Origin of the sequence: Immundisolibacter sp., from assembly GCF_014359565.1 — a bacterium.
In the GTDB taxonomy this organism is placed as follows: Bacteria; Pseudomonadota; Gammaproteobacteria; order Immundisolibacterales; family Immundisolibacteraceae; genus Immundisolibacter.
In genome coordinates this window covers 175550-202231 of the sequence record NZ_JACIZD010000001.1, presented here as the reverse complement: position 1 = coordinate 202231, position 26682 = coordinate 175550, and the positions used below count along the sequence as shown (strand labels likewise).

General features: G+C 70.1%; 23 protein-coding genes, 1 other RNA gene and 1 pseudogene. 5 read left to right on the top strand and 20 right to left on the bottom strand.

Annotation, left to right across the window (positions count from 1 at the left end):
• Nucleotide 1 precedes the first annotated feature (1 nt).
• Nucleotides 2-2284: an ATP-dependent Clp protease ATP-binding subunit ClpA gene (clpA, locus tag H5U26_RS00950; RefSeq protein WP_290615730.1), complete on the top strand. Its 2283-nt coding sequence runs from the start codon at nt 2-4 to the stop codon at nt 2282-2284.
• 90 nt (nt 2285-2374) lie between these two features.
• On the opposite strand, the gene infA is transcribed toward clpA, so the two are convergent.
• Entirely contained in the window at nt 2375-2593 is a 219-nt protein-coding gene (gene infA, locus H5U26_RS00945) for a translation initiation factor IF-1 (RefSeq protein ID WP_068804272.1), read from the bottom strand.
• A gap of 155 nt (nt 2594-2748) precedes the next feature.
• Between infA and H5U26_RS00940 the strand changes: the two genes are divergently transcribed.
• The gene (locus H5U26_RS00940) at nt 2749-3426 is read left to right on the top strand and encodes a DsbA family protein (protein ID WP_290615727.1); all 678 of its coding nucleotides are present in this window, start codon (nt 2749-2751) and stop codon (nt 3424-3426) included.
• A gap of 43 nt (nt 3427-3469) precedes the next feature.
• On the opposite strand, the gene lpxC is transcribed toward H5U26_RS00940, so the two are convergent.
• From lpxC to mraZ, 17 genes are all read right to left on the bottom strand, one after another.
• Entirely contained in the window at nt 3470-4381 is a 912-nt protein-coding gene (gene lpxC / locus H5U26_RS00935) for a UDP-3-O-acyl-N-acetylglucosamine deacetylase (protein WP_290615725.1), read from the bottom strand.
• A gap of 92 nt (nt 4382-4473) precedes the next feature.
• Complete coding sequence (gene ftsZ / locus H5U26_RS00930; protein WP_290615723.1) at nt 4474-5631, bottom strand: cell division protein FtsZ; 1158 nt, start codon at nt 5629-5631, stop codon at nt 4474-4476.
• Between the two features lie 116 nt (nt 5632-5747).
• Entirely contained in the window at nt 5748-6983 is a 1236-nt protein-coding gene (ftsA, locus tag H5U26_RS00925; protein WP_290615721.1) for a cell division protein FtsA, read from the bottom strand.
• Nucleotides 6980-7861, bottom strand: a complete 882-nt coding sequence (locus H5U26_RS00920) for a cell division protein FtsQ/DivIB (RefSeq protein WP_290615719.1) — start codon at nt 7859-7861, stop codon at nt 6980-6982. The genes ftsA and H5U26_RS00920 overlap by 4 nt, the downstream gene beginning before the upstream one ends.
• The gene (locus tag H5U26_RS00915; RefSeq protein ID WP_290615717.1) at nt 7854-8825 is read right to left on the bottom strand and encodes a D-alanine--D-alanine ligase; all 972 of its coding nucleotides are present in this window, start codon (nt 8823-8825) and stop codon (nt 7854-7856) included. The genes H5U26_RS00920 and H5U26_RS00915 overlap by 8 nt, the downstream gene beginning before the upstream one ends.
• Complete coding sequence (murB, locus tag H5U26_RS00910) at nt 8825-9718, bottom strand: UDP-N-acetylmuramate dehydrogenase (protein WP_290615715.1); 894 nt, start codon at nt 9716-9718, stop codon at nt 8825-8827. The genes H5U26_RS00915 and murB overlap by 1 nt, the downstream gene beginning before the upstream one ends.
• A complete protein-coding gene (gene murC, locus H5U26_RS00905) occupies nt 9715-11112 on the bottom strand; it encodes a UDP-N-acetylmuramate--L-alanine ligase (protein ID WP_290615713.1) in 1398 nt (465 codons plus the stop codon). Before murC ends, murB begins: the two co-directional genes overlap by 4 nt.
• Nucleotides 11105-12175 (bottom strand): undecaprenyldiphospho-muramoylpentapeptide beta-N-acetylglucosaminyltransferase, encoded by a 1071-nt coding sequence (gene murG, locus H5U26_RS00900; protein ID WP_290615711.1) that lies wholly within the window; start codon nt 12173-12175, stop codon nt 11105-11107. The genes murC and murG overlap by 8 nt, the downstream gene beginning before the upstream one ends.
• Nucleotides 12175-13383, bottom strand: a complete 1209-nt coding sequence (gene ftsW, locus H5U26_RS00895; RefSeq protein WP_290615710.1) for a putative lipid II flippase FtsW — start codon at nt 13381-13383, stop codon at nt 12175-12177. The genes murG and ftsW overlap by 1 nt, the downstream gene beginning before the upstream one ends.
• Nucleotides 13376-14764 (bottom strand): UDP-N-acetylmuramoyl-L-alanine--D-glutamate ligase, encoded by a 1389-nt coding sequence (gene murD / locus H5U26_RS00890; protein ID WP_290615709.1) that lies wholly within the window; start codon nt 14762-14764, stop codon nt 13376-13378. Before murD ends, ftsW begins: the two co-directional genes overlap by 8 nt.
• Before the next feature lie 4 nt (nt 14765-14768).
• The gene (gene mraY / locus H5U26_RS00885) at nt 14769-15851 is read right to left on the bottom strand and encodes a phospho-N-acetylmuramoyl-pentapeptide-transferase (RefSeq protein WP_290615708.1); all 1083 of its coding nucleotides are present in this window, start codon (nt 15849-15851) and stop codon (nt 14769-14771) included.
• Nucleotides 15851-17200, bottom strand: a complete 1350-nt coding sequence (gene murF, locus H5U26_RS00880) for a UDP-N-acetylmuramoyl-tripeptide--D-alanyl-D-alanine ligase (RefSeq protein WP_290615707.1) — start codon at nt 17198-17200, stop codon at nt 15851-15853. The genes mraY and murF overlap by 1 nt, the downstream gene beginning before the upstream one ends.
• Nucleotides 17200-18687 (bottom strand): UDP-N-acetylmuramoyl-L-alanyl-D-glutamate--2,6-diaminopimelate ligase, encoded by a 1488-nt coding sequence (locus H5U26_RS00875; RefSeq protein WP_290615706.1) that lies wholly within the window; start codon nt 18685-18687, stop codon nt 17200-17202. Before H5U26_RS00875 ends, murF begins: the two co-directional genes overlap by 1 nt.
• Nucleotides 18687-20420 carry a penicillin-binding protein 2 gene (locus tag H5U26_RS00870; RefSeq protein ID WP_290615705.1) on the bottom strand — a complete coding sequence of 578 codons (1734 nt, stop codon included), beginning with the start codon at nt 20418-20420 and terminating at the stop codon, nt 18687-18689. The genes H5U26_RS00875 and H5U26_RS00870 overlap by 1 nt, the downstream gene beginning before the upstream one ends.
• On the bottom strand, nt 20417-20692 hold the full coding sequence (gene ftsL, locus H5U26_RS00865) for a cell division protein FtsL (protein WP_290615704.1): 276 nt from the start codon (nt 20690-20692) through the stop codon (nt 20417-20419). Before ftsL ends, H5U26_RS00870 begins: the two co-directional genes overlap by 4 nt.
• The gene (gene rsmH, locus H5U26_RS00860; RefSeq protein ID WP_290615703.1) at nt 20685-21623 is read right to left on the bottom strand and encodes a 16S rRNA (cytosine(1402)-N(4))-methyltransferase RsmH; all 939 of its coding nucleotides are present in this window, start codon (nt 21621-21623) and stop codon (nt 20685-20687) included. The genes ftsL and rsmH overlap by 8 nt, the downstream gene beginning before the upstream one ends.
• On the bottom strand, nt 21623-22081 hold the full coding sequence (mraZ, locus tag H5U26_RS00855; RefSeq protein WP_290615702.1) for a division/cell wall cluster transcriptional repressor MraZ: 459 nt from the start codon (nt 22079-22081) through the stop codon (nt 21623-21625). The genes rsmH and mraZ overlap by 1 nt, the downstream gene beginning before the upstream one ends.
• A gap of 214 nt (nt 22082-22295) precedes the next feature.
• On the opposite strand from mraZ, the gene H5U26_RS00850 reads away from it, so the two are divergent.
• A complete protein-coding gene (locus tag H5U26_RS00850; protein ID WP_290615701.1) occupies nt 22296-23435 on the top strand; it encodes a PilT/PilU family type 4a pilus ATPase in 1140 nt (379 codons plus the stop codon).
• Nucleotides 23436-23455: 20 nt separating this feature from the next.
• Here the strand turns inward: H5U26_RS00850 and rnpB are convergent.
• Nucleotides 23456-23834, bottom strand: an RNA gene (rnpB, locus tag H5U26_RS00845) — RNase P RNA component class A.
• A gap of 43 nt (nt 23835-23877) precedes the next feature.
• Nucleotides 23878-24705 (bottom strand): annotated as a pseudogene (gene rsmI / locus H5U26_RS14870) (16S rRNA (cytidine(1402)-2'-O)-methyltransferase); the annotation flags it as partial.
• Between the two features lie 32 nt (nt 24706-24737).
• Between rsmI and H5U26_RS00835 the strand changes: the two are divergent.
• Together H5U26_RS00835 and H5U26_RS00830 are read left to right on the top strand one after the other, a co-directional pair.
• Complete coding sequence (locus tag H5U26_RS00835; protein WP_290615699.1) at nt 24738-26303, top strand: penicillin-binding protein activator; 1566 nt, start codon at nt 24738-24740, stop codon at nt 26301-26303.
• Nucleotides 26300-26674, top strand: a complete 375-nt coding sequence (locus H5U26_RS00830) for a YraN family protein (RefSeq protein ID WP_290615698.1) — start codon at nt 26300-26302, stop codon at nt 26672-26674. The genes H5U26_RS00835 and H5U26_RS00830 overlap by 4 nt, the downstream gene beginning before the upstream one ends.
• The last annotated feature ends 8 nt before the right edge of the window (nt 26675-26682 follow it).

Below are 26682 nucleotides of genomic sequence, written 5' to 3'. Positions count from 1 at the left end.
CATGCTCAGTCACGAACTCGAATTCACCCTGAACCAGGCCTTCCGCCAGGCGCGCGAGAAGCGGCAGGAATTCATGACCGTCGAGCATTTGCTGCAAATGCTGCTCGACAGCCCCTCGGCGGCGTCGGTGCTGCGCGCCTGCGGCGCCGACATCGAACGCCTGCGCCGGGAACTTGGCGCCTTCATCGACAAGAACACGCCGCTGCTGCCGGAAGGCGACGAACGCGACGTGCAGCCGACCATCGGTTTCCAGCGCGTGCTGCAGCGCTCGATGTTCCACGTGCAGGCCTCGGGCAAGCGCGAAGTCACCGGCGCCAACGTGCTGGTGGCGATTTTCAGCGAAAAGGAGTCGCATGCCGTGTTCCTGCTGGGCAAGCAGGGCATCAGCCGGCTGGACGTGGTCAATTACATTGCACACGGCATATCCAAAGTGAACGAAGGCGAAGAAAACGAGTCCCCTGCCAGCCCGGAAGACGAAGCGCAGGGCGATGGGGGCGCCAAGTCGGCGCTGGACAAGTTCGCGGTCAACCTGAACGAGCAGGCGCGTCAGGGCCGCATCGACCCGCTGATCGGCCGTGCCGACGAGATCGAACGGACCATGAAGATCCTGTGCCGGCGGCGCAAGAACAACCCGCTGTTCGTGGGTGAGGCGGGCGTCGGCAAGACCGCGCTGGCCGAGGGTCTGGCCAAGCGCATCGTGGACCATGAGGTGCCGGATGCGCTCGCCGAGTGCACCGTGTATTCCCTGGACATGGGCGCCCTGCTGGCCGGCACCAAGTACCGCGGCGATTTCGAGAAGCGCCTGAAAACCGTGCTCAAGGATCTGTCGAAAGACCCCGGATCGATCCTGTTCATCGACGAGATCCACACCATCATCGGTGCCGGCGCGGCCTCCGGTGGCGTGATGGATGCATCCAACCTGATCAAGCCGGTGCTGGCGTCGGGCGAGCTCAAGTGCATCGGTTCCACCACCTATCAGGAATACCGCGGCATCTTCGAGAAGGACCGGGCGCTGTCCAGGCGCTTTCAGAAAATCGACGTCGGCGAGCCGAGCGTGCCCGAGACGGTGCAGATCCTGCGCGGCCTGCGCACGCAGTACGAACAGCATCACAACGTGCGCTACACCAACGCCGCGCTGTCGGCAGCGGCCGAATTGTCGGCGCGTTACATCAACGAGCGCTTCCTGCCGGACAAGGCCATCGACGTCATCGATGAGGCCGGCGCGGCGCAGCGGGTGCTGCCGCCGAGCAAGCGCAAGAAGGTCATCGGCGTTGGCGACGTCGAGCAGGTGGTGGCGCGCATCGCCCGCATTCCGCCCAAGCAGGTTTCCAGCACCGACATGGAGAAGTTGCGCACGCTGGACCGGAATCTGAAGATGACCGTGTTCGGCCAGGACGAGGCCATCGACACCCTGACTGCCGCCATCAAGATGGCACGCTCGGGTCTTGGCCCGCAGACGCGGCCGATCGGCTCGTTCCTGTTCGCCGGCCCGACCGGCGTCGGCAAGACCGAGCTGAGCCGTCAGCTGGCGCTGGCGCTAGGTATCGAGCTGATCCGCTTCGACATGTCCGAGTACATGGAGCGGCATACCGTCTCGCGCCTGATCGGTGCGCCGCCGGGCTACGTCGGTTTCGACCAGGGCGGCCTGCTGACCGAAGCCATCAACAAGCATCCGCATGCCGTGCTGCTGCTGGACGAGATCGAAAAGGCTCACCCGGACGTGTTCAACCTGCTGCTGCAGGTCATGGATCATGGCGCGCTGACCGACAACAACGGCCGCAAGGCGGATTTCCGTAACGTGGTGATCATCATGACCACCAATGCCGGCGCCGAAATGACCGCGCGTGCCTCGGTCGGCTTCACCAAGCAGGACCACAGCAGCGACGACATGGAAGCCATCAACCGTCTGTTCACGCCGGAGTTCCGCAATCGCCTGGATGGGGTAGTGCGTTTCCGCGGCCTGACCCCGGAGACCATTTCCAGCGTGGTGGACAAGTTCATCGTCGAACTGGAGAGCCAGCTCGAAGGCCGCCGCGTGACCATCGAGGTGGACGAGGATGCCCGCGCCTGGCTGGCCGAGCACGGCTACGACGCCAAGATGGGCGCCCGTCCCATGGCGCGACTGATACAGGACAAGATTCGCCGGGCTCTGGCGGACGAGTTGCTGTTCGGCAAGCTGGTCCACGGCGGCCTGGTGAGCGTCGGCTGCGTGGACGGCGAGCTGAAAATTGAGTGCGAGCCGGCGCCGGCCCGCCCGGCGCGGGTTGCGGAAGAGGAAGCCTAGCGACGTTCGGCGCCGGTGCGCGCCGGCCGTTTTGCTGGGCTGGGCGGCAGGCGTTCGGCGTGTGCGGGTGACAGACCGGCCCGACGCTGGTCAGCGCGCCCGGTAGGTGATTCGGCCCTTGCTCAGGTCGTAGGGTGTCAGCGACACGGTCACCTGATCACCGGTGAGGATGCGGATGTAGTGCTTGCGCATTTTTCCGGAGATGTGGGCGGTGACGACGTGGCCGTTCTCCAGTCGCACACGAAAGGTCGTGTTCGGCAGGGTTTCCACCACCGTCCCCTGCATTTCAATGCCTTCTTCCTTTGCCATTCAGTTCTCGACAGCCTTTCGGTAAACCTCGGATTGTATGCGGCCGGGGGTAATGCCTCAACCGGACGGCAACCCGCGCCTCGGCCCTTGTGCGCCGGGGGCACGGGGCCCACTATCGCGGGCATGTTCACGCAGCGGCCCCGAGGGAGGCGTCCATGCTTTCGATGCGGCTCGAGTTCTTTCATGACGTCCTGTCATGCTGGTGTTTCAACGCATCCGAGCGGCTGCGGGCGTTTGTATCCGCCCATCCCCAGGTGGAGGTGATTCACCGCGCCTGGCCGCTGGGTACAGACCGCACCTTGTTCACGCGTTTGTTTCCGGATCCGAAGGCGGCCAAGCACGAAATCGTGCTCCAGCACTGGGGCGACGCGGTGCGGGTCGAGCACGAGCACCGCATCCGGCCGGAGCTGATGATGAGCCGCGATTTCGATTACCCGTACTCGATGCCGGCGCAACGTGGCTGCAAGGCAGCCGAAAAACAGGCTGGCCCGCAGGGTCACTGGGATTATTTCGATCGGGCGCAGCAGGCCCACCTGAGCGACTGCGACAACGTCGCCGATCCGGATGTGCTGACCCGCTGTGCGCGCGACGTGGGTCTGGACGTGAATGCCTGGCTGCGCGATTTCGAGGATTCCCAGCGGGACATCGAAATCGGCATGGACCTTGGACTTGCCAAGGCCTACGGGGTGGTGCGGGTGCCGATCCTGATCGCCGATGGACGAGCCCAACTGCACGGCGAGCCGTGGTCGACCTTCGGGTATCGCATCACCGCCGAACGGCTGGATGCCTGGTACGCCGACCTGGCCCGCGCCCGGCAGACCGGGCGGTTCTAGGCCAGCGGGCCTGTGGGCCGCCTGAACCCGCGCCCGCATCAGTTCAGGCGGCGGCCGCGGCCTCGATGTAGGAAATCGGTAACTCCTGCGCGCAGTTGAAGGTAACGATTTCATAGTTGCCGGCGTCGGCCAGCAGGCGGCGCAGCAGCCGGTTGTTGAGCGCATGACCCGATTTGAAGCCGGAGAAGGCACCGATCAGGCTGCAGCCGAGCAGGTACAGGTCGCCGATCGCGTCCAGCACCTTGTGCTTGACGAATTCGTCCCGATACCGCAGCCCGTCCTCGTTCAGGATACGCGTCCCGTCGACCACCACGGCGTTCTTCATGCTGCCGCCCTGCACCAGTCCCTGTGCGCGCAGGGACTCGATCTCATGCATGAAACCGAAGGTGCGGGCGCGGCTGATCTCGCGCAGAAAAGCCGTCGACGAAAAATCGACCAGGGCCTGCGCCGGCTTGGCGTCGAAGGCCGGATGGCTGAACTCGATCTCGAAGCTGACCCGAAAACCCTCGTAGGGGTCCAGACGCACCCAGCGGTCAGCGTCGAGTGCCTCGATGGATCGCAGCACCCGCAGGAAGGATTTCGGGGCGTCCTGCTCGCAGATGCCCGCCGACTGGATCAGGAACACGAACGGTCCGGCCGAGCCATCCATGATCGGCACTTCCGGAGCATCGACATCGATCAGGGCGTTATCGATACCCAGCCCCGCCAAGGCCGACAGCAGGTGCTCGACGGTGCCAACCCGCGCCCCGCCGGATTCCAGCGTGGTCGACAGGCGGGTGTCGCCGACTGTGTCGGCGCGCGCCGGAATGATGACCGGCGGATTCAGATCGACACGCCGGAAACGAATGCCGCTATCGACCGGCGCCGGATGCAGGGCCAGTTGAACCCTCGCCCCGGTATGCAGGCCAACGCCGGTGGCGCGGATGCTGTTCTTGAGGGTGCGTTGCCTGATCACGTCGTCGCCGGTCCTGGGAATGGGGTGACACCGGCGCCTGTCACGCGCCGGTAACACAGTCTACATTGCTGGCCGACCGCCCGGCTGCACGGTCAGTCGGCCTGTCGGCGCAGGAAGGCCGGGATTTCCAGATACTCCATGTCGCTGTCGCGAAACGCCTGCACCGGATCGCGCTTGCGTTCCTGGCGAATCACGGTCGGCTGTTCGTAGCGCTTGTACGGGTCGGTGCCGGTGGCGGCACGCACCACCTCCATCGGGCGCTCCACCGGGCGCTCCTGGGTGGTGCGCGCGGGCTTGCGATCAAGGCCGGTGGCGACCACCGTGACGCGCATCTCGTCGTTCAGGTCCGGATCGATCACGGTGCCGATCACCACGCAGGCGTCGGCCGAGGCCAGTTCCCGCACCACGTTGCCGACTTCCTCGAACTCGCCGATCGACATGTCCAGGCCGGCGGTGATGTTGACCAGGATGCCGCGCGCACCGGACAGGTTGATGTCCTCCAGCAGCGGACTGCTGATGGCCGCTTCGGCGGCGATGCGCGCCCGGCCATCGCCGCTGGCGCTGGACGAGCCCATCATGGCCATGCCCATCTCGGACATCACGGTGCGCACGTCGGCGAAGTCGACGTTGATCAGGCCCGGCCGGGTGATCAGCTCGGCAATGCCCTGCACGGCGCCCTGCAGCACCTGATTGGCGGCCTTGAAGGCCTCGGTCAGGCGGAAGTTGCGGTCCAGTTCGGTGATCAGCTTGTCGTTCGGGATGATGATCAGCGAGTCGACGTGCTTGCCCAGCGCCGCGATGCCCTCGTTGGCGATGTCGAGGCGCTTGCGGCCCTCGAAGCCGAACGGTTTGGTCACCACCGCCACCGTCAGGATGCCCAGCTCACGCGCGATCTGCGCGATGATCGGCGCCGCGCCGGTGCCGGTGCCGCCACCCATGCCGGCGGTGATGAACACCATGTCGGCGCCGTCGAGCGCGTCGGCGATGCGTTCCTTGTCTTCCATCGCCGCCTGCGCGCCGATAGCCGGGTTGGCGCCGGCGCCAAGGCCCTTGGTCAGGCCGGTGCCCAGCTGCAGCACGGTCCGTGCAGACGTGCGCCCCAGCACCTGCGCGTCGGTGTTGGCGACGATGAAATCCACGCCATCGATCTGCTGCGCCAGCATGTGTTCGATGGCGTTGCCGCCGCCGCCACCGACGCCGATGACCTTGATGACGGCGTTCTGTTCGGTTGGTTCCATAAGTTCAAACATGTTCGTGCTGCCCCCGGTGTCCAGTAGCTTACCGCGAGAACCGCCCGGTCCCCGGCCAAGAATCGTGTCGCGTGCCTCGCCCCTGCCTTTGCCCTTGCCTCTGTCGCCCAGAATCGTCATACGCCCCCCTGAAACCAGGTTTTGACCTTCGCCCAAATGCCGTTGAAACTGCTCAAGCTGCGCCGCGACGGCTCCTGCGTGGCGCGCTGTTCGAGCGCGTACAGCAGCAGTCCGACGCCGGTGGCGTGGATCGGGTTGCGCACCACGTCCACCAGCCCGCTGACCCGGTGCGGCAGACCCAGCCGCACCGGCGTGTGAAAGATTTCCTCTGCCAGGTCGACCACGCCTTCCATCTTGGAACTGCCGCCGGTCAGCACCACGCCGGCGGCGATCAGATCCTGAAAGCCGCTGCGCCGCAGCTCGGCCTGCACCAGGCGCAGCAGCTCCTCGTAGCGCGGCTCGACCACCTCGGCCAGCGTTTGCCGGGACAGGCGCCGCGGCGCCCGGTCGCCGACGCTGGGCACCTCGATGGTGTCGTCGGCGCCGGCCAGCTGGCGCAGCGCGCAGGCGTACTTGACCTTGATTTCCTCGGCGAACTGGGTCGGCGTGCGCAGCGCCACGGCGATGTCGTTGGTGACCTGATCGCCGGCGATCGGGATCACCGCCGTGTGTGCGATCGAGCCGCCGATGAACACCGCGATGTCGGTGGTGCCGCCGCCGATGTCGACCAGGCACACGCCCAGTTCCATCTCGTCGTCGGTGAGCACCGAATGGCTGGAGGCGACCTGCTCGAGCACCAGCTCGTCCACTTCCAGGCCGCAGCGGCGCACGCACTTGACGATGTTCTGCATGGCGCTGACGGCGGCGGTGACGATGTGCACGCGCGCCTCCAGGCGCACGCCGGACATGCCCACCGGCTGGCGGATGCCCTCCTGCTCGTCGATCACGAACTCCTGCGGCAGCACGTGCACGATGCGCTGGTCCATCGGGATGGCCACCGCCTTGGCGGCGTCCAGCACCCGGTCGACGTCGGCCTGCGTGACTTCGCGGTCGCGGATGGCAACGATGCCGTTCGAGTTGATGCTGCGGATGTGGCTGCCGGCGATGCCGGCATAGACCGAATGAATCTGGCAGCCGGCCATCAGCTCGGCTTCCTCGACCGCCCGCTGCATGGAAGCGACCGTCGATTCGATGTTCACCACCACGCCTTTCTTGAGCCCGCGCGAGGGGTGCGTGCCAAGGCCGATGATTTCAAGCTCGCCCTCGGGCGTCACCTCGCCGACCAGGGTGACGATCTTGGAGGTGCCGATGTCCATGCCGGCAATCAGCCGCTTGTCCTGTTTCTTGCTCATAAATCCATGACCTTGCGGTCGGGTTCGGAAGGCGGTTTGAAGCGCACCGCAAAGCCGTCGCTGTAGCGCAAGTCCACGCTTTCGAGCGGCGGCGCAACGCCCGCCAGGCGGCTGCGGTAGACGGCCGCGAAGCGCTTCAGGCGGCCGGCCACGTCCTTGCGGCCGGCGGTGATGGTCATGCCGTTGGCAAGCCCGATGTGCCAGGCGCCACGGGCCTCCTGACGCACCTCGCGCACCGGTGGCAGGCCCTCCAGCAGGCGGCTGAAGCGCTGGTAGTCGGCAAACACCCGCTGCGGCCGCGCACCGGCGGGGCCGCTGAGCAGGGGCAAGGCCTCCGGCAGCGGTCCGGCGACCGCAAACACCTCGCCGCTGTCGCTGAGCAGGCCGCCGTCGCCCCAGCGGGCGATGGCCCGGTGGCCGACGATCTGCACCACCAGTTTGTCCGGCCACACGCGGCGCACCAGGGCGCGCTTGACCCACGGCTCGTGCCGCGCGGCCTCGGCCACGGCCGCCACGTCCACGCTGAAGAAGCCGCCCGCGGCGGCCGGCAGCAGACGCCCTTGCAGCGCCGCCCGGTCGACGTGATCCAGGTCGCCGGTGATCTCCACCGTGGTCAGCGGAAAGCGCGCCGGGTCGGTGATCCACGCCAGGCCCCGGGCGCCGCCGACCATGGCCGCCAGCAGCAATGCGGCAAGACCCAACCGCCACGCCCAGTGCCCGATCTGGCGCGCGGTTGCCAGCCACACCGTCGCCTGTTCGCGCAGCGTTGGCGGGCGCAGGCGGGCGCCGCGCCGCTGCGGCCGGGCGCCCTGACGCGGCAGCGAGGCCGCACCGATGGACTGGTACAGCGGGCGCGGCGGAGGCGGTGCCCTAAACATCGGCCTGTTCCCCGGCCACCAACAGCCGCGGCGCGGCCTGCGGCTGGTGCAGGCTGGTGTCCAGGATCGCCAGCATCAGCTGGCCGAAATCCATTCCCACCGCGCGCGCCGCCATCGGCACCAGCGAGTGGTCGGTCAGGCCCGGCACGGTGTTGGCCTCCATCAGGTACGGCGCGCCGCTGTCGTCCAGCAGCAGGTCGACCCGGCCCCAGCCGAAACAGTCCAGCGCCGCGAACGCGTCCAGCGCCAGCTGCTGCAGGGCGCGTTCCTGCGCCACCGGCAGCCCGCACGGGCACAGATAGCGGGTGTCGTCGCGCAGGTACTTGGCTTCGTAGTCGTAGAAGGCGCGATCCGTTTCGAGCTTGATGGCCGGCAGCACGCGGTTGCCGACGATGCCGACGGTGTACTCGCCGCCGCCGATGAACCGTTCGATCAGCACCCGCGGATCGTGGGCCATCGCCGCTGCCACGGCCGCTGGCAGGTCGGCGGCGCGCTCGACCTTGCTCATGCCGATGCTCGAGCCCTCACGGGAGGGCTTCACCATCAGCGGCAAGCCCAGGCGCGCCGCCAGCGCGTCCCAATCGCTGTCCGGTCCGGCCAGGGCATACGGCGCAGTCGGCAAGCCGCAGCCCTGCCACACCTGCTTGGCGCGTTGCTTGTCCATGGCCAGTGCCGAGCCGAGCACGCCGGAGCCGGTGTAGGGCAGGCCCAGCCAGTCGAGCGCGCCCTGCAGGGTGCCGTCCTCGCCGCCGCGCCCGTGCAGCGCGATGAAGGCGCGCGCAAATCCGCCAGCGGTCAGCTGCGCCAGCAGATCCGGCGCGGCAGCGTCGATACCGACCGCATCCACGCCGGCCTGCCGCAGTGCGGCCAGGGCCGCCGCGCCGCTCTTGAGCGACACCTCGCGCTCGGCCGAACGGCCGCCGTAGAGCACCGCCACCCGTCCGTAATTCTGTGGCGCGCGCATCAGCTGGCCTCTCCGACGCGCCGCACTTCCGGCTCCAGACGCACGCCGCTGGCGGCCTCGACCCGCGCCTGCACGGTGTCGATCAGGGATTCGATGTCGGCCGCGCGGGCGCCGCCAAGGTTGACGATGAAATTGGCGTGCAGCTCGGACACCTGCGCCCGGCCGCAGGTCAGGCCCTTCAGGCCCGCCGCCTCGATCAGCCGGGCGGCGAAATCGCCCGGCGGGTTGCGGAATACCGATCCGGCATTGGCCAGTCGCAGGGGCTGGGTCGCGGCGCGGCGGCGCAGCAGGGCGTGGATGGCCGCCTGCACGCGTTCGACGGGCGCGGCCTCGAAGGCGAATTCGGCCGCCACGAAACCCTCGCCCGGCGGGCCGCTGACGCTGCGGTAGGCGATGCGGTAGGCGTCCGGCAGGCGCCGGTGCAGCGTGCCGGCGCGGTCGATGGTCTGCACGGCAGCGACGCGCTGCCAGGTCTCGCCGCCGTGAGCGCCGGCATTCATGGCCAGCGCCCCGCCGACCGTGCCGGGAATGCCGGCCAGGAACTCGCCGCCGGCCAGGCCCGCGCGCCCGCAATGCTGGGCAAGCCTGGCGCAGGGCAGGCCGGCGCCGGCCCGCAGTCCGCCATCGGGCAGCGTTTCGATCTGCGCAAAGCCCTTGCCCAGGCACACCACCGCGCCGCGAAAGCCGCCGTCGCGTACCAGCAGATTGCTGCCAAGGCCGATCCACAGCAGCGGCACATCGGCCGGCAGCTCGGCCAGGAATGCCTGCAATTCGGGCAGGTTCTGCGGCTCGCAATAAATGTCGGCCGGCCCGCCGACGCGCCAGCTGGTGTGCCGGGCCATCGGCTCGTGGCGACGCACGGCCGGCCGGTCGGCGTGAGCGGCGGCGTTCATGCGGCCCCCGCGATGCGGCTGGCGAGCGCCGCCGCGGCCTGACCGATGCTGCCGGCGCCCAGCGTGAGCACCACATCGCCGTCCTGCAGCACCGCCGCCAGGCTGTGCGGCAGGTCGGCCAAGTGCTCCACGAACACCGGCTCGATGCGCCCGCGGCCGCGGATGGCACGCGCCAGGGCGCGGCCATCGGCACCGGCGATCGGCGCCTCGCCGGCGGCGTAGACCTCACACAGCAGCAGCGCGTCGGTGCCGGCCGACAGCACGGCGGCAAAATCGTCCAGCAGATCGCGCGTGCGGGTGTAGCGGTGCGGCTGGAACACGGTCAGCAGGCGCCGGCCGGGATAGGCGCCGCGCACGGCGTCCAGCGTCGCCTGCAGCTCGCGCGGGTGGTGGCCGTAGTCGTCGATCAGGGTGAGGTGCTTGCCGTCCAGCGCGCCGTCGGCAAGGTGCTGCAGGCGCCGGCCGATGCCCTCGAAGCTCGCCAGTCCCCGTGCGATGGCGGCATCGTCCACGCCCACCTCGCGGGCAATGGCGATCGCCGCCAGGGCGTTTTGCACGTTGTGCAGGCCGGGCAGGTTCAGCGTCACCGCCAGCGGCGCGCGACCCGCGGCGCGGGCCGTGAAGTGCATGCGCAGACCATCCTGGGTGACCGCGTCGGCATGCAGGTCGGCATCCGGCCTCAGGCCGTAAGTCACTACCGATCGGCCGATTTGTGGGCGCAGCGCCATCAGCCCCGCATCGTCCTGGCACAGCACGGCCAGGCCATAGAAGGGCAGGCGCTGCAGGAACTCCACGAAGGCCTGGCGCAGGCGCGCCGGGTCGCCGCCGTAGGTGTCCATGTGGTCCTGGTCGATGTTGGTGACCACCGCCAGGATCGGGTTCAGGTGCAAAAAGGACGCGTCCGATTCGTCGGCCTCGACCACCAGGTAGCGGCCGGCGCCCACGCGCGCCCCGGAGCCGAGCGCATTGACCCGGCCGCCGATGATGAAGGTCGGATCCAGCCCACCCTGCGCCAGCAGGTGCGCCACCAGGCTGGTGGTGGTGGTCTTGCCGTGGGTGCCGGCGATGGCGATGCCGTCCTTCAGGCGCATCAGCTCGGCCAGCATGGTGGCGCGCGGCACCACCGGCACGCCGCGGGCGCGGGCGGCGGTGATCTCGACGTTGTCTGGTGGCACGGCGGTCGACACCACCACCACGTCGGCGCCGTCGATGTTACTGGCCGCGTGACCGCGCTGCACCTGCGCACCGAGCGCCTGCAAGCGCTCGGCCGCGGCGCTCAGGCCAAGGTCCGAACCGGAGACCCGGTAGCCCTGGTTCAGCAGCACCTCGGCGATGCCGCTCATGCCCGAGCCACCGATGCCGACCAGATGGATGTGCCGCACCCGATCACGCATGGGCGGCCTCCAGGCAGGCCGCCGCCACGCGGCGCGCGGCGTCGGGCCGCGCCAGGCGGCGCGCCGCCTCGGCCATCGCCAGGCGCCGCGCCGGATCGGCCAGCAGCGATCCGAGCAGCTCGGCCAGGCGCAGCGGCGTCAGGTCCGCCTGCGGCAGCAGCACGGCGGCGTCGGCGCCTGCCAGGTAGCGGGCATTGGCGGTCTGGTGATCGTCGGCCGCGTGCGGGAAGGGGATCAGCAACGCGCCCAGGCCGACCGCGCACAGCTCGGCCACGGTCAGCGCGCCAGCCCGGCAGATGGCCAGATCCGCCGCGCCGTAGGCGGCCGCCATGTCGTCGATGAAGCCATCGACCGTGGCCGTCACGCCGCGCGCGCGGTAATCGGCCGTCACCGCTTGGGCGTGCTGCCGTCCGGCCTGGTGGCGCACCTGCGGCAGCGGCACGCCGCTTTGCTTGAGCAGCTCCAGCGCCTGCGGCACGACCGCATTGATGGCCTGCGCGCCCTGGCTGCCGCCGAGCACCAGCAGGCGCGGCGCAGCGCTCAGGCGCTCCCCGGGCGGCGGCAGGTCGAGCAACTCGCCGCGCACCGGGTTGCCGGTGAATTCGGCCGCCCGTCCGGCCAGGCGCACACCCGGAAAGCCGGCCAGGACGCGCTGCGCCAGACGCGCCAGCAGGCGGTTGGTGAGGCCCGGGCGGGCGTTCTGCTCGTGGATCACCAGCGGCCTGCGCAGCAAGAAGGCCGCCACGCCACCGGGTCCGGAGGCGTACCCACCCAGGCCCAGCACCGCATCCGGGCGCAGCCGGCGCAGCAGCCCGATGGCCTGCGCCAGCGCCCGCAGCAGGCCCGCCGGTGCCGACAGGTAGCGCCGCGCGCCGGTGCCGCGCAGGCCGGCCACCGGCAGCGTGAACAGCTCGATGCCGGCCGCCGGCACGGCGCGCGCCTCGAGCCCCGTCGCGGTTCCCAGCCAGCGCACGTCGTGACCCTGCACGCGCAGCTCGCGGGCCACCGCCAGCGCCGGCATCACATGCCCGCCGGTGCCGCCGGCCATGATCAGCACCTGCATCAGTGCCGCCCCCGGCGCTGCGCCGTCATGGCCGGCGCGCCGTTGACACCACGGCGCATCCGCTGCTCGTGGTCGATGCGCAGCAGCAGCGCGATCTGCAGGCAGCTGACCACCAGGCTGGTGCCGCCGTAGCTCATCAGCGGCAGCGTCAGGCCCTTGGTCGGCAGCACACCCATGTTCACGCCCAGGTTCACGAAGGCCTGAAAGCCGATCGTCAGGCCCAGGCCGTAGCCCAGCAGCGCGGCGAAACCGTCGCCGTTGGCGGCCGCGCGGCGGGCGATGGTGAACGCCCGTATCACCAGAAAGCCGAACAGGCCGATCACGCCCAGCACCGCGAACAGGCCCAGTTCCTCCGCCAGCACGGCGAGCAGGAAATCGGTGTGCGCCTCCGGCAGGTAGAACAGCTTCTGCACGCTGTTGCCAAGACCCACGCCGAACCAGCCGCCGCGCCCGAAGGCGATCAGCGCCTGCGTGAGCTGAAAGCCGGCGCCGAATGGGTCGTCCCAGGGGTGCAGGAAATTGGTCAGCCGCGCCAGGCGGTAGGGCGAGGCGACCGCCAGCGCCGCCAGCGCCGCCAGGCCGGTCGCGCCCAGGCCGATGAAATACAGCCAGCGCACGCCATACAGGAACAGCAAACCGCCGGTGGCCGCCGCCAGCACCACGAAACTGCCGAAATCCGGCTCCGCCAGCAGCAACGCACCGATGATGCCAAGACTGACCAGGATCACCAGCATGCGCTCGCGCAGCAACTCGGGCGTGTCGGCCTCCGACAGACGGGCGGCGGCGAACATCAGAAAGGCGAGCTTGGCCAGTTCCGACGGTTGCACGCGCAGACCACCGCCGCCCAGCCAGCGGGCGGCGCCGTTGACCTCGATGCCCAGGCCCGGCAGCAGTACCAGCACCAGCAGCACGGTGGCGCCCAGCACCGCAAAACCGGCCAGGCGATGCCACAACACCAGCCGCGTCTGGGTGAAGAAATACCCACCCAGCACACCCAGGGCCAGATACATCGCCTGCCGCTGCAGGTAGTACTCGCTGTCGCCGACGCTGCGGGCGGCGACCGTGATCGAAGCCGAATACACGGCGATCAGCCCCAGCGCCGCCAGCAGGGCGGCCACGCCCAGCAGCGCGAAATCCCACTCGGCCGGACCGCGCAGGCCGGCGGCGGCCGGGACCGGTGCGCGGGCAGCAGTGTCGATGCTACCCATCGGTGATCACCCCGGCGAGCGCCCGCACGGCGCGCACGAAGGCCTCGCCCCGGGCGGCGTAGCCGCTGAACATGTCCAAACTGGCGCAGGCCGGCGACAGCAGCACGCCATCGCCCGGCTTGGCCAGCGCGGCGGCGGCCGCCACCGCGGCATCCATGTCGGCGGCGCGCTGGATCGGCACGGCGTCGCCCAGGGCGTCGGCGATCGACGCGGCATCCTCGCCGATCAGCACCGCCGCCCGGCCATGCGCGGCCAGCGCCCCGCGCAGCGGCGCGAAATCCTGGCCCTTGCCCTGTCCGCCCAGGATCAGCACCAGCCGGCCAGTGGGCCGGGTCGGCGCCAGACCCTCGATGGCGGCCAGCGTGGCGCCGACGTTGGTGCCCTTGGAATCGTCGTACCAGGCCACGCTGCCATGCTCGGCGACCCACTGCGTGCGATGCGGCAGGCCGGGAAATTCGCGAAGCGCCGGCAGCGCCTGCGCGAGCGGCACGCCCAGCGCGTCGACCAGTGCCAGCGCGGCCAGCGCATTGGCGATGTTGTGACGGCCGGGCAGGCGCAGCGCCGTCGCCGGCAGGAGCGCCTCGTCGCCGCGCGCCAGCCACGGCGCGCCGTCGTGTTCGAGAAGACCAAAATCGCTCGCGCCGGTCGGCGCGCCGAGCCCGAACCAGACCACCCGCTGGGTAGCGCCGAGCCCGCCGGCCAGTGCGGCGACGCCCGCATCGTCGCGGCTGAGCACCGCCACCGCGGCGCCGTTCAGTACCCGCGCCTTGGCGGCGGCATAAGCGGCGAAGCTGCCGTGGCGATCGATGTGGTCGGGACTGAGGTTCAGCACGCAGGCGGCAGCCGGGCGCAGGCTCGCCGTGCGTTCCAGCTGGAACGACGAAAGCTCGAGCACATAGGCATCCGGCGTCGGTTCGGCCAGCAGGTCCAGTGCCGGCGTGCCCAGGTTGCCGCCCATCGCCACCGAGCGTCCGGCACCGCTCAGCATCTGCCCGACCAGGGTGGTGACGGTGGATTTGCCGTTCGAGCCGGTAATGGCCAGCACCGGCCGCCTGACGGCACGGGCGAACAGCTCAATGTCGCCCAGCAGCGGCAGGCCGCGCGCGGCGGCATCGACCAGCGCCGGGCTGTCCAGTCCGATGCCGGGGCTGACGACGATCTGGTCCACGCCGGCAAACGCCGCCGCCGGCCAGTCGCCCAGATAGATGTCACTGACCGGCACAAGCTGGCGCAAGTCGGCCAGGCCGGGCGGAATCTGGCGCGTGTCGAGCACCCGTACCTCGCAGCCCTGCGCCAACAGGTGGCGCACGCAGGACAGGCCCGTGGCACCGGCCCCGACCACCAGGACGCGTTTTTTCAGTTGTGAGGCCACTGCGTGCATGCCGTCAGCGAATCTTCAGGCTGGCCAGACCCACCAGCACCAGGATGAAGGTGATGATCCAGAAGCGCACGATCACGCGCGGTTCCGGCCAGCCCTTGAGCTCGAAGTGGTGGTGCAGCGGCGCCATGGCAAAGATGCGCTTGCCGGTGAGCTTGAACGAGGCCACCTGCAGCATCACCGACACGGTTTCCATCACGAACACGCCGCCCATGATGAACAGCACCAGTTCCTGGCGGATCAGCACCGCCACCGTGCCCAACGTGGCGCCCAGCGCCAGGGCGCCGACGTCGCCCATGAAGACCTGCGCCGGGTACGCGTTGAACCACAAAAAGCCAAGGCCCGCGCCGACCATGGCGCCACAGACGATGGCCAGCTCCCCCGCGCCCGGCACGAACGGCAGGCCCAGATAGCGGGCGAACACCTGATGCCCGGCCACGTAGGCGAACACGCCCAGCGCCGCGGCCACCATCACCGTGGGCAGGATGGCCAGCCCGTCCAGGCCGTCGGTGAGGTTCACCGCGTTGCTGGAGCCGACGATCACCAACAGGCTCGCCGGCACGAACAGCCAGCCCAGATGGAAGGTGGCGTCCTTGATGAACGGCACGATGTACACGGTCTCGGCCGGCACCCGCACCAGGCTGTAGATGGCCAGTGCGGCGGCCATGCCCACCACCAGCTGCCCCAGGAATTTGTGCCTTGACTTCAGGCCCTTCGAGTTGCGGCGCGTGACCTTGAGGTAATCGTCCAGCCAGCCGATCAGGCCGGTGGCCAGCGCCACCGCGAACACGATCCACACCTTGGCGCTGCGCAGGTCCGCCCACAGCAGCGTGGTGACGGCGATCGCCAGCAGGATCAGCGCGCCGCCCATGGTGGGCGTGCCGGCCTTGCCAAGATGGGACTGCGGCCCGTCCGTGCGCACCTGCTGGCCAAGGCGCAGCGCCGTCAGGTAGCGGATCACCGGCCCGCCAGCGGCCAGCGAGATGACCAGCGCCGTCAGGGCCGCCAGGATGGCGCGCAGGGTGATGTAGCGAAAGGCGTTGAAGCCGCTGATTTGATCGCTCAGGGCATCGAACAGGTGGTACAGCATCAGTGCAGCCCGCCCGCGTCCGCGCCGTGCGCGGCCAGCGCCTGCACCACACGTTCCATGCCGGCACTGCGCGAGCCCTTGACCAGCACGGTCACGTCCGCTCGCAGCAGGCGGCCGGCGACGTCCACAAGCTGCGCCAGTTCACGGCAGGCGACAGCGCCGGCGCCAAATGCCGCCGCCGCGTGTGCCGACAGCGGTCCCAGCGTGATCAGGTGCTCGATTCCGGCCGCCCGCGCGGCGGCGCCGCACTCGGCGTGCAGGGCCGCGGCGTCGGCACCCAGTTCGCCCATGTCGCCGAGCACCAGCAGCCGCTCGCCGGGCAGCTCGGCCAGCACGGCGATGGCCGCGCGCACCGACAAGGGATTGGCGTTGTAGCTGTCGTCGATCAGCCGCGCGCCGCAGAGCCCCGGCAGCGGGCACAGCCGCCCCGGCACCGGCCGGGCAGCGCGCAGGCCGGCGGCGATGTCCGCCAGGCGCGCGCCGGCCGCCAGCGCGGCGGCGGTGGCGGCGAGCGCGTTTTGCACGTTGTGCCGGCCGAGCAGGCCAAGGTGGGTGCGGGCGCTGCCGGCGGGCGTGCGCAGCTCGATGTCCGTGCCGTCGGCCGAGAGCTCGAAGTCGGCCGTCACCTCGGCGGGCTGATCGAGCCCAAAGCTGACGATCCGGCGAGCGCCGGCCAGCTGGCGCCACAGCGGGCAGTGCGCATCGTCAGCGTTGAGCACCGCGACCGCCTGCGGCGGCAGGCGCTCGATCAGCTCGCCCTTGGCGCGCGCCACGGCCGCCACGCTGCCCAGGCCTTCCAGGTGCGCCGCACCGGCGTTGCTGATCAGGCCCAGCGTCGGGCGTGTCAGGTCGGTCAGGTGGGCGATCTCGCCGGCGTGGTTCATGCCCATCTCGACCACCGCCGCACGGTGGGTGTCCCGCAGTTCGAGCAGCGTCAGCGGCACGCCGATGTGGTTGTTGCGGTTGCCGCGCGTGGCCAGCACCGGGCCCAGACCGGCCAGGGCGGCGGCCAGCAGTTCCTTGACCGTGGTCTTGCCGCTGCTGCCGGTGATCGCCAGCACCGGGATGTCGAAACGCGCCCGCCAGGCGGCGGCCAGCTGGCCCAGCGCCGTCAGCGGGTCGGCCACTTCCAGGCACGGCAGCGCCGGGTGGGCGCGGCGCACCAGCGCCCCGGCGGCGCCGGCGGCGGCTACCGCAGCCAGATAGTCATGGCCATCGAAATGCGGACCTTCGAGCGCCACGAACAGCTCGCCGGGGCGCAGCGTGCGGCTGTCGGTGCTGACGCCACTGAAGTCGCCGGTCGGCCGACCGCTGGCCCCGACGATGACGGCGGCCTGTGCCAGGGACATCACGATCGCCCCTTGAGCGCGTTCTGCGCGCAGTCGAAATCGCTGAACGGCCGGCGTTCGGTGCCGACGATCTGGAAGCGCTCGGCGCCCTTGCCGGCGATCAGAACCACGTCGCGCACATCGGCACTGGCGATGGCGTGGGTGATGGCCAAGGCGCGGTCGTGGATCAGCTCCACACCGTCACCTTGCGGCATGCCGGCCAGGATGGCGGCGGCGATGGCGGCCGGCGCCTCGCCGCGCGGGTTGTCGTCGGTGACGACCACCCGATCGGCCAGGCGCACGGCCAGTTCACCCATGACCGGCCGCTTGGCGGCATCCCGCTCGCCGCCGCAGCCGAACACGCACCACAAGCGCCCGCCGGCCGGCACATGCGCGCGCAGCGCCGTCAGCACCGATTCGAGCGCCGGCGGGTTGTGGGCGTAGTCGATAACCACCAGCGGCGCGCCGGGCCGGCGCAGGGCCTGCATGCGGCCGGGCACGGACGTGAGCGCCTGCAGTTTCTCGATGGCCTCGGCAAACGGCACGTCCGCCAGCAGCAAGGCGCCCAGCACCGCCAGCAGGTTGTACAGGTTGAACTCGCCCAGCAGCGGGCTGGCGAAGCGCGCCTGACCGAACGGGCTGTCGATGTCGATCAGCAGCCCGCCCGGCCGGGCATCGGCACGGCCGCGCAGCTGGCCGTGGCGCAGGCCGTAGCGCAGCACGCGCACGCCGGGCGCCAGGGCGGATGCCATGTGCTCGACGTAGGGATCGTCGGCGTTGAGCACCGCCGCGCGCAGGCCGGGGCTGGCGAACAGGCCGGCCTTGGCGGCGGCGTAGTCGTCCAGATCGCGGTGATAGTCCAGGTGGTCGTGGCCCAGATTGGTATAGACGGCGGTATCGAAGCGCACGCCGGCCGTGCGCTGCTGGTGCAGGGCGTGCGAGGACACTTCCATGGCCACCGCGCGGGCGCCCTGGTCGCGCAGGCGGGCCAGCCAGGACTGCAGGGCCAGCGGGTCGGGTGTGGTGTGGCTGGCCGGCTCCAGCCGACCGGGAAAGCCGTTGCCCTCGGTGCCCAGGATGCCGCAGCGAGGCAGGCACTGGGCCAGGAAATGGCTGACCGAGGTCTTGCCGTTGGTGCCGGTGATGCCGATCACGGCCAGCGCCTTGGACGGCTCGCCATGAAAGCGCGCGGCGATGATGCCCTGCCGGGCGGCCAGGTCCGCCAGCGCCAGCACGGGCACTGGCAAGCCGGTCGGCAGCGGCAGGGAGGCGTCGATCAGCACCGCCGCGACGCCGGCCGCGATGGCCTGCTCCAGGTGCCGGGCGCCCGAGGTGCGCCGCCCGGGCACCGCCAGGAACAGATCGCCCGGTTGTGCCAACCGGCTGTCGTTGCACAGGCCGCTGACGGCGAGGTCGCCGACCCGGCCGGCGCTCGGTTCGCCGTCCAGCCAACCGGCCAGCAGCGTGGCCAGTGGCACCGTCGTCGGGTTGGCTTTGCGAGCGACCATCACAGGCGGCGCTCCGCCGCCTGCAGCAGGTTCGGTGTCGCAGCCGGCGTCGGCGGGATCAGCGGCGCCGCCGGTAGCGCGTCCGGCGCCACGCCGAGCATGCGCAGGGCGCCCGCCATCACGCTCTGGAATACCGGCGCCGCCACTTCACCGCCGTAATAGGCGCCCTGCGGGTCGCGCAGGCTGACCAGCAGCACCAGACGCGGATTGCTGACCGGCGCGAAGCCGGCGAAGGTGGCCAGATAGCGGCGACGGTCGTAGCTGCCGCCGGCCGCGATGTGCGTGGTGCCGGTCTTGCCGGCCACCCGGTAGCCGGCGATGGCCGCCTTGGTGGCCGTGCCTCCCGGCCCGACCACGCCTTCGAGCATGGCGTTGACCTCGGCCGCGACATCCGCCGGCAGGGCGCGCTCACCGGCCGGCTGCTCGCTGGCCGGAACGGCCAGGAAACTGACCGGCCGCAGCAGGCCGCCGCTGGCCAGCGCGGCATAGGCACGTGCCAATTGCAGGGCCGTGCCCGATACGCCGTAACCGAAGGCCATGGTCACCTGCTCGACCTGTCGCCAGCTTTGCGCGGCGCGCAGCAGGCCGCTGGCTTCGCCCGGAAAGCCGGTGCTGGTGGGCACGCCAAAACCGAAGCGGGCGAAGCTTTCCCACATCTGCGCCGGAGTCATGGACAGGCCGATCTGCACCGCGCCGACATTGCTCGACTTGCGGATCACGCCGGCCATGTCCAGCGCGCCGTAGTTGTGCACATCGCGCACGGTATGCCGGGCCACGCGCAGGTAGCCGGGGGAGGTGTCGATCACGCGGTGCGGATCGAAGCTGTGGTGCGCCAGGGCGGCGGCCACGGTGAACGGCTTGATGGTGGAGCCCGGCTCGAACGGATCGGTGACGGCCCGGTTGCGGCGGCGGTCCGGATCCTGGTCGGCGCGATCGTTCGGGTTGAAGGTCGGCTGGTTGACCATGGCCAGCACCTCGCCGCTGGCCACATCCAGCATCACCGCCATACCGGAGGCGGCCTTGTGGCGCAGCACGGCGGCTTTCAGCTCACGGTAGGCCAGGTACTGGATGCGCCGGTCGATGGACAGCCGCAGATCCTTGCCCGGTCGCGGCGGGGCGATGGTTTCGAGCAGGGCGACGCGTTGACGCCGGGCGTCGAGCACGATGCGTTCTTTGCCCGGCGTACCGCGCAGGTGGCCGTCATAGGCGGCTTCGAGCCCGCCCTGGCCGTGGTCGTCGATATCGGTGTAGCCGACCACGTGGCCGGCGGCTTCGGCCAGCGGGTAGTAACGGCGGTAGCCACGCTGGCGATAGACGCCGGGCAGCTTCAGTGCCAGGGCGGCATCGGCCATTTCCGGCGGCACCGCGCGGCGCAGATAGGCGAATTTGGTGTCGGCCCGCGCCGCCACGGTGGCCGACAGTTGCGTCGGGTCCAGCCCCAGCGCATGCGCCAGTTCGGGCCAGCGCTGCCGCGCCTTGCGAAAATCCTCCGGCACGACCCATACCGAATCGACCGGCGCGCTGATGGCCAGCGGCTCACCGTTGCGGTCCAGCAGCATGCCGCGATGGGCATTGATGGACACGGTGCGCAGGGCGCGCGCATCACCCTGGCCTTTCAGGAACTGCGTGCGCAGCGTGTGCAGGTACACGGCCTGCACCATCAGCGCGCCACCGGCCAGCAGGAGCAGGGCCAGCACCAGGTAGTGACGCGGGCGCGAGAACACGGCGCTCATCGTCGCACCTGCGCCATTTCCTGCGGCTGCGGCAGGACCATGCCCAGCTCGTCGCGCGCCTTGCCCTCGACCCGCGCATGCGTGGTCAACGTGGCCTCTTCCAGCAGCAGGCGGCTCCACTCGCTGTCGAGACGGTCACGGCTCTCGCGCAGCTCGCTCAGCTCGGTCACCAGGCGGCGTTCGCGGTATTTGATGTGCACCACGCCCAGCGCCGACGCGAAGCAGACCAGCAGCAGCGCCGCCAGCAGCAGATGTCCAATGCGCTCAATCATGGGCGGGCACCGGATCGGGCAGGCGCTCGGCCACGCGCAGGATGGCGCTGCGCGCGCGCGGATTGACCGCCAGTTCGGCCGCGGCGGCCTTCTTGGGCACCCGCACCAGGCGCAGCACGGGCGGCTCGTGCGCACCCTCGAAGCGGCCCGCGTGCAGGCGCATGAACTGCTTGACCGGACGATCTTCAAGGGAATGAAAGCTCAGCACGACCAGCCGTCCGCCGGGCGCCAGCACCGACAGCGCCTGGTCCAGGCCGGCGGCCAGATCGTCCAGCTCGTGATTGACCACCATGCGCAGCGCCTGGAAGGTGCGCGTTGCAAAGTGCTTGTGCTGCTCGCGCCGCGGCATGGCGCCGCGCACCACGTTGACCAGGTCGTCGGTGGTGGTGATCGGCGCCTGCGCGCGGCGCGCCACCACGGCGGCGGCGATGCGGCGCGCGTAGCGCTCCTCGCCCAATTCGCGCAGGACCTGTTCGATCTGCCCCTGGTCGGCGTCCTGCAGCCACTGCGCGGCGGTCGGTTCGCGGCTGGTGTCCATGCGCATGTCCAGCGGCCCGGGGCGCATGAAGCTGAAACCCCGTCCGGCATCGTCCAGCTGGATGGACGACATGCCAAGGTCCAGCAGCACCCCGGCGATCTGCCCGCGCAGACCGTGCGCGTCCACGAACTCGCCCAGGCGCGCGAAGCTGCCGTGGTGGATGCTGACGCGCGCATCGCCGGCGAATTCGGCCCGCGCCCGCGCGGCGGCCGCCGGATCCTTGTCGATGGCCAGCAGCCGGCCGTTGGGTCCCAGCGCCGCCAGCAGCGCGCGCGCATGCCCGCCGCCACCGTAGGTGCCGTCGACATAGCAGCCGCTCGTTTGGATTGCCAGGCCCTGCATTACCTCGTCCAGCATGACCGGCCGGTGGGTACCGGCGCCTGTATGGCTCATCAAAACGCCAGCCGGCTGAGCTGCTCCGGCAGGTTCACCGCACCGTCCTGGGCCGCCCGCAGCCAGCCCTTGCGGCGCTGATCCCAGGCCTGCTCGTCCCACAGTTCGAATTTGTTGCCAAGACCTACCAGCGTCACCTGGCGATCGATGCCGACCAGCTCGCGCAGCATCGTCGGCAGCAGGATGCGCCCCTGGCCGTCCGGCTCGCACTCGGTGGCGTGGCCGATCAGGGTGTGCTTGAGCTGGTCGACGACCTCGAGCAGGTTGGGGGCGCCGATCAGCTCGCGCTCGATCGCTTCCCACACCGGCAGCGGATACAGCAGCAGGCACTGGCCGCGGTGGTCCAGAGTCAGGATCAGTTGGCCTTGTGCGTCGGTTTGCAGGCGCTCACGGTAACGGCTCGGAATGGCCATCCGACCCTTGGCGTCCAGACTGAGCGCCGTGATACCGCGAAACATGCTCCCCTCGGGTTATGGGTGCAGCCCCCACATTTCAACCAAAATGACCCACTAATCCCCACTTGAGTGGCCACTATAGGAACTGCGCTCACGGCCTGTCAAGGCAGGAATTTGCGCATCGCCCCGCGGCTTTTTATGACCTTCGGTACGGCAGCCTGTATCCGGCTTGGCTAAACTGCGTCGCTTGCATACCAGTGACGGGAGTCCGAATACGATGTCCGATCAATTCACCGCCCCGGAACCGTCCAATGCCGCCGCCGGCAGGCCGCTCACGGCCCGTGACGGGGAACCGTTCTTGCGTCATCTGGTCACCCTGGCAGTGGCCGAGCGGGTATCCGATCTGCACTTCAAGTCCGGCGCACCACCCTACTGGCGGCGCCTGGGCGAGCTCGAGCCGATGGCCGACCAGCCCATGCTCAATAGCGAGGACATGGACATCCTGGCGAAGGCCCTGTTGGACGAGCGCCTGAGCGCGGTGTTCGCCGATCGCCATCAAGTGGACCTGTCGCATGGCTTCTCGGGCGTCGCCCGGGTGCGCGCCAACATCTATCGCCAGCGCGGCACCATCGCCATGTCCCTGCGGACAATCACGATGCAGATCCCCACCGCCGCAGACCTGAACCTGCCGCCGACGATCGAGATGTTCAGCCAGCTAAAGCGCGGCATGGTGCTGGTGACCGGCGCCACCGGCTCAGGCAAGTCAACTACCCTGGCGGCGCTGATCGAGATGATCAACCTTCGCGACCGGCGCCACATCGTCACCATCGAGGACCCGATCGAGTACCTGTTCAAGGACAAGCAGGCCGTCATCAACCAGCGCGAGGTGGGTATCGACACGCCCGATTTCGGCAGCGCCATGCGCGCCGCCCTGCGTCAGGATCCGGACGTGATCTTCATCGGCGAGCTGCGCGACGCGGAGACCATCACCACTGCCGTGCGCGCCAGCGAAACCGGCCATCTGGTGCTGTCGACCCTGCACGCGCCCAACTGCTACGACGCCATCAGCCGCCTGGTGTCGTATTTCCCGCCCGAGGAGCAGGACACCCAGCGCAAGGCCATCGCCGCCAACCTGCGCGGCGTGATCAGCCAGCGGCTGCTGCCGCGGGCCGACGGCAGCAGCCGCGTGGCGGCCTTCGAGGTGATGGTGGTCACGCCGACCATCGCCGACATGATCGAGGACCCGCAGCGCCAGTCGGACATCATCGAGGTCATCAAGACCGGCCGCCAGCACGGCATGATCTCCTTCGACGATTACCTGTACGACCTGGCCGAGGCCGGTCACATCAGCCAGGACACGGCGCTGAGTAACGCGACCAACGTGACCGACCTGAAGCTGCGCTTTCAGGGATTCTGACCGGGCCGACAAGAATTCAGGCGGGGAGCCGGCCGATAAGCCGGGTTCTGTCGAGGGCAATCATTCGTCTGCGACGGCCGTCACCGACCGCCTCTAGCGACCTACCCGGGGACCGCGCGGACCACGCGTCGTGACCTTTCGGCCAGCCGTCCCCCTATTTGGTCTTGCTCCGGGTGGGGTTTACCCTGCCACGTCTGTTGCCAGCCGCGCGGTGCGCTCTTACCGCACCTTTTCAACCTTGCCTGTGCGCCTTGCGACGCCATCGGCGGTGTGTTTTCTGTGGCACTTTCCGTAGGCTCGCGCCCCCCAGGCGTTACCTGGCACCCCGTCCTGTGGAGCCCGGACTTTCCTCGCCCTCCGGGAGATCATCCAGGTGGGCGCGATTGCCTGTCCGGCTCCCCGCGGGCGCAAGTGTGGGCTGCGGGGGCGCCGTCTGCAAGGCAAGCGCACATCGATACACGCGATTACGTGGCGCATCGCTCACGGCCACCGCGGCCGTTACGGCCTGCTTGAGCGGCAGCACCGCCAGCAGCCGACCCAGCAAGGCATCGAGGTCGTCCGTGGTCTGCGGGCGCTCAGGCGCGCCCTGCACGACCAGCACGAACTCGCCCCGCTCGCGCCCGGACTCGGCCCGCAGCCAGGCTTTCAGGCTCTCGGCATCGCCGTTGATCACCGCCTCGTGGATCTTGGTCAATTCCTTGGCCAGCGCCAGCGGGCGATCGCCGAACACGGCAGCCATGTCATCCAGCAGGTCCAGCAGGCGATGCGGCGCTTCATAAAAGATGAGCGTGCGCGGCTCCTCCACCAGCGCCGCCAGCGCCGCCCGCCGGGCCGCCGCGCGCGCCGGCAAAAAACCTTCGAAGGCGAAGCGCGCCGACGGCAGGCCGCTGGCACTGAGCGCCGCCACGGCGGCGCAGGGTCCGGGCAGCGGCACCACACTGACGCCCGCCGCATGCGCCGCCGCCACCAGACGCTGGCCGGGGTCGCTGATGGCCGGCGTGCCGGCATCGCTGATCAGGGCGACATCCTCGCCCTGGCGCAGGCGCTCGATCAGGCGGCCGGTCTGCGCCGCCTCGTTGTGTTCATGCAGCGCCAGCAGCGGCGTGCGGATGCCGTAATGATTCAGCAGCGGCCTGCTGTGGCGGGTGTCTTCGGCGGCGATCACGGCCACCGCCGCCAGAGTCTGCGCCGCGCGCGGGCTCAGATCGGCCAGATTTCCGAGCGGCGTGGCCACCACGTACAATCGGCCGCCACATGTCCTGGTTTCCATTGCCTGTGTCCGGGAGCCGGTCGGCCCGTCCCTTGAACGTTCCGCTTCTGAAGCTGGCGGCGGCCGCGTTGCTGGTGGTGCTCGGCGGTGGCTGCGCAAGCCCGCCGCCGACCCCGCCGCCCACTCCGGCGCAGGTGCCGGTCGACCCTGAACAGCCGGCCCGCGAGGCCGAGGCGCGGGGCGATTACGGTGCCGCGGCGCAGGCCTGGCAGGCCTTGGCGGCCAGCCGCCCGTCGCCGGGGCGCGAAGCATATCAACTGCGCGCCGCCGCTGCGTGGCTGGCGGCCGGCGACACCACCAGCAGCCAGGCGCTGCTCGGCCAGATCGACGTGGCGCCGCTGGGCGATGGGCTGATCACGCAAAAGCAGCTCCTGCTGGCCCGCCTGGCGCTGGGACGGGGTGATCCGGTCGCTGCCGCCGCGGCGCTGGCGCCGACTCTCGAGCTCCACCCGCCGGCCGATCTGGCCGCCGAGCGCGATGCGCTCGTGCAGCGACTGCCTCCCGGCAGCTTTGCGGCACCCGGCCCAGCGCTGACTGGCGGTGATTTCCTTGCAGTGCTGCTGCCGTACGGCGGCAGCCTCGACAGTGCGGCACAGGCCATCACGACCGGCATCGTCGCGGCGCGCCTGCACGACGGCAGCGGGCCCGAGCTGCGTTTCTACGCCAGCGGCAACGACGTGCTCACGAGCTATCGGCAGGCGCTGGCGGACGGGGCGGCCGCGGTCATCGGCCCGCTGCAGAAGGCGGAGGTGGCGGCGCTGGCCAAATCCCCCCTGCCGCGCCCGACCCTGGCGCTGAACAATCCCGAACCGGCCGTCGGCCAGGTCAACCTGTACCGCCTGTCGCTGGATCCGGCCGACGAGGCCGCCGCCGGCGCGCAGTGGCTGGCGGCCGCCGGCTATCGTGACGTGGCCATGCTGTACGTGGACGATGCCTGGGGCAGGCGCCTGCGCGACCTGTACAGCGCGGCCCTGACCACGCAGGGCGGGCGGCTGTCGGGTGCTGTTCCCTTCGACGCTGGCGACACCGATTTTGCGGCCGCCCTGCGCGGCCTGTTTGGCGCGCGCCTGGCAGCCACGGTGCCGGCCGCACCGGATGCGCCGGGCGTGTCGTCCGTGGCCGCACCGACACCGCCTGGCCCGCAGGCGCTGATCGTCATCGCGAGCGCGACCGACGCCCGCCAGATCGTGCCGCAGCTGGCCTACGTGGGCCTGTTCGACCTGCCGGTGCTGACCACCTCGCAGGTATGGAGTGGCAGTCCGGATCCGGCCGATGCCGACCTCCAGAACGTCGTGTTCTGCGACAGCCCGTGGGCGCTGAACCGGCAGACGCTGTCCGGCGACGGCGGGCCCCTGACCGCGGCGCGCCAGGCTTGGCCGCAGCTGGACCGCGAACCGCCGCGTTTGCTGGCACTGGGCGCCGATGCCTACGCGGTGGGCCGGGAGCTTCGTCTGGGGCGCACGGTCGATGCCCTGCCCGAGGGCCTGACCGGTGCCTTGGGCCTGGAAGCCGACGGCACCCTGCACCGGCGCGTGCTCGCCTGCGCCCGTTTCAGCGGCGGCATGCCGGTGCCGCTGACGCCCGGCGGATTGCCGTGAGCACCGGCGCACTGCATCTGCAGCGCGGCCGGGCGGCCGAAGACCGGGCCGCCGCGCACCTCACGGCGCAGGGTTTGCAGATTCTGACGCGCAATTACCGCGTCGCCGGTGGCGAGATCGATCTGGTCGCCCGTCACGGCAAGGAGCTGGTGTTCGTGGAAGTGCGCAGTCGGCGCAGCGCCGCTTTCGGGACTGCTGCCGAGTCGGTCACCCCGACCAAACGCCGCCGCATACTGTTGGCCGCACAGCACTATCTGCAGAGCCTGGACCAGCGCACGCCGCCGCCGTGCCGTTTCGACATCGTCAGCATCACCGGCGCGGTCGATGGCGGGCACCTGGAATGGCTGCGCAATGCCTTCACCAACGACTGACCGGGCTA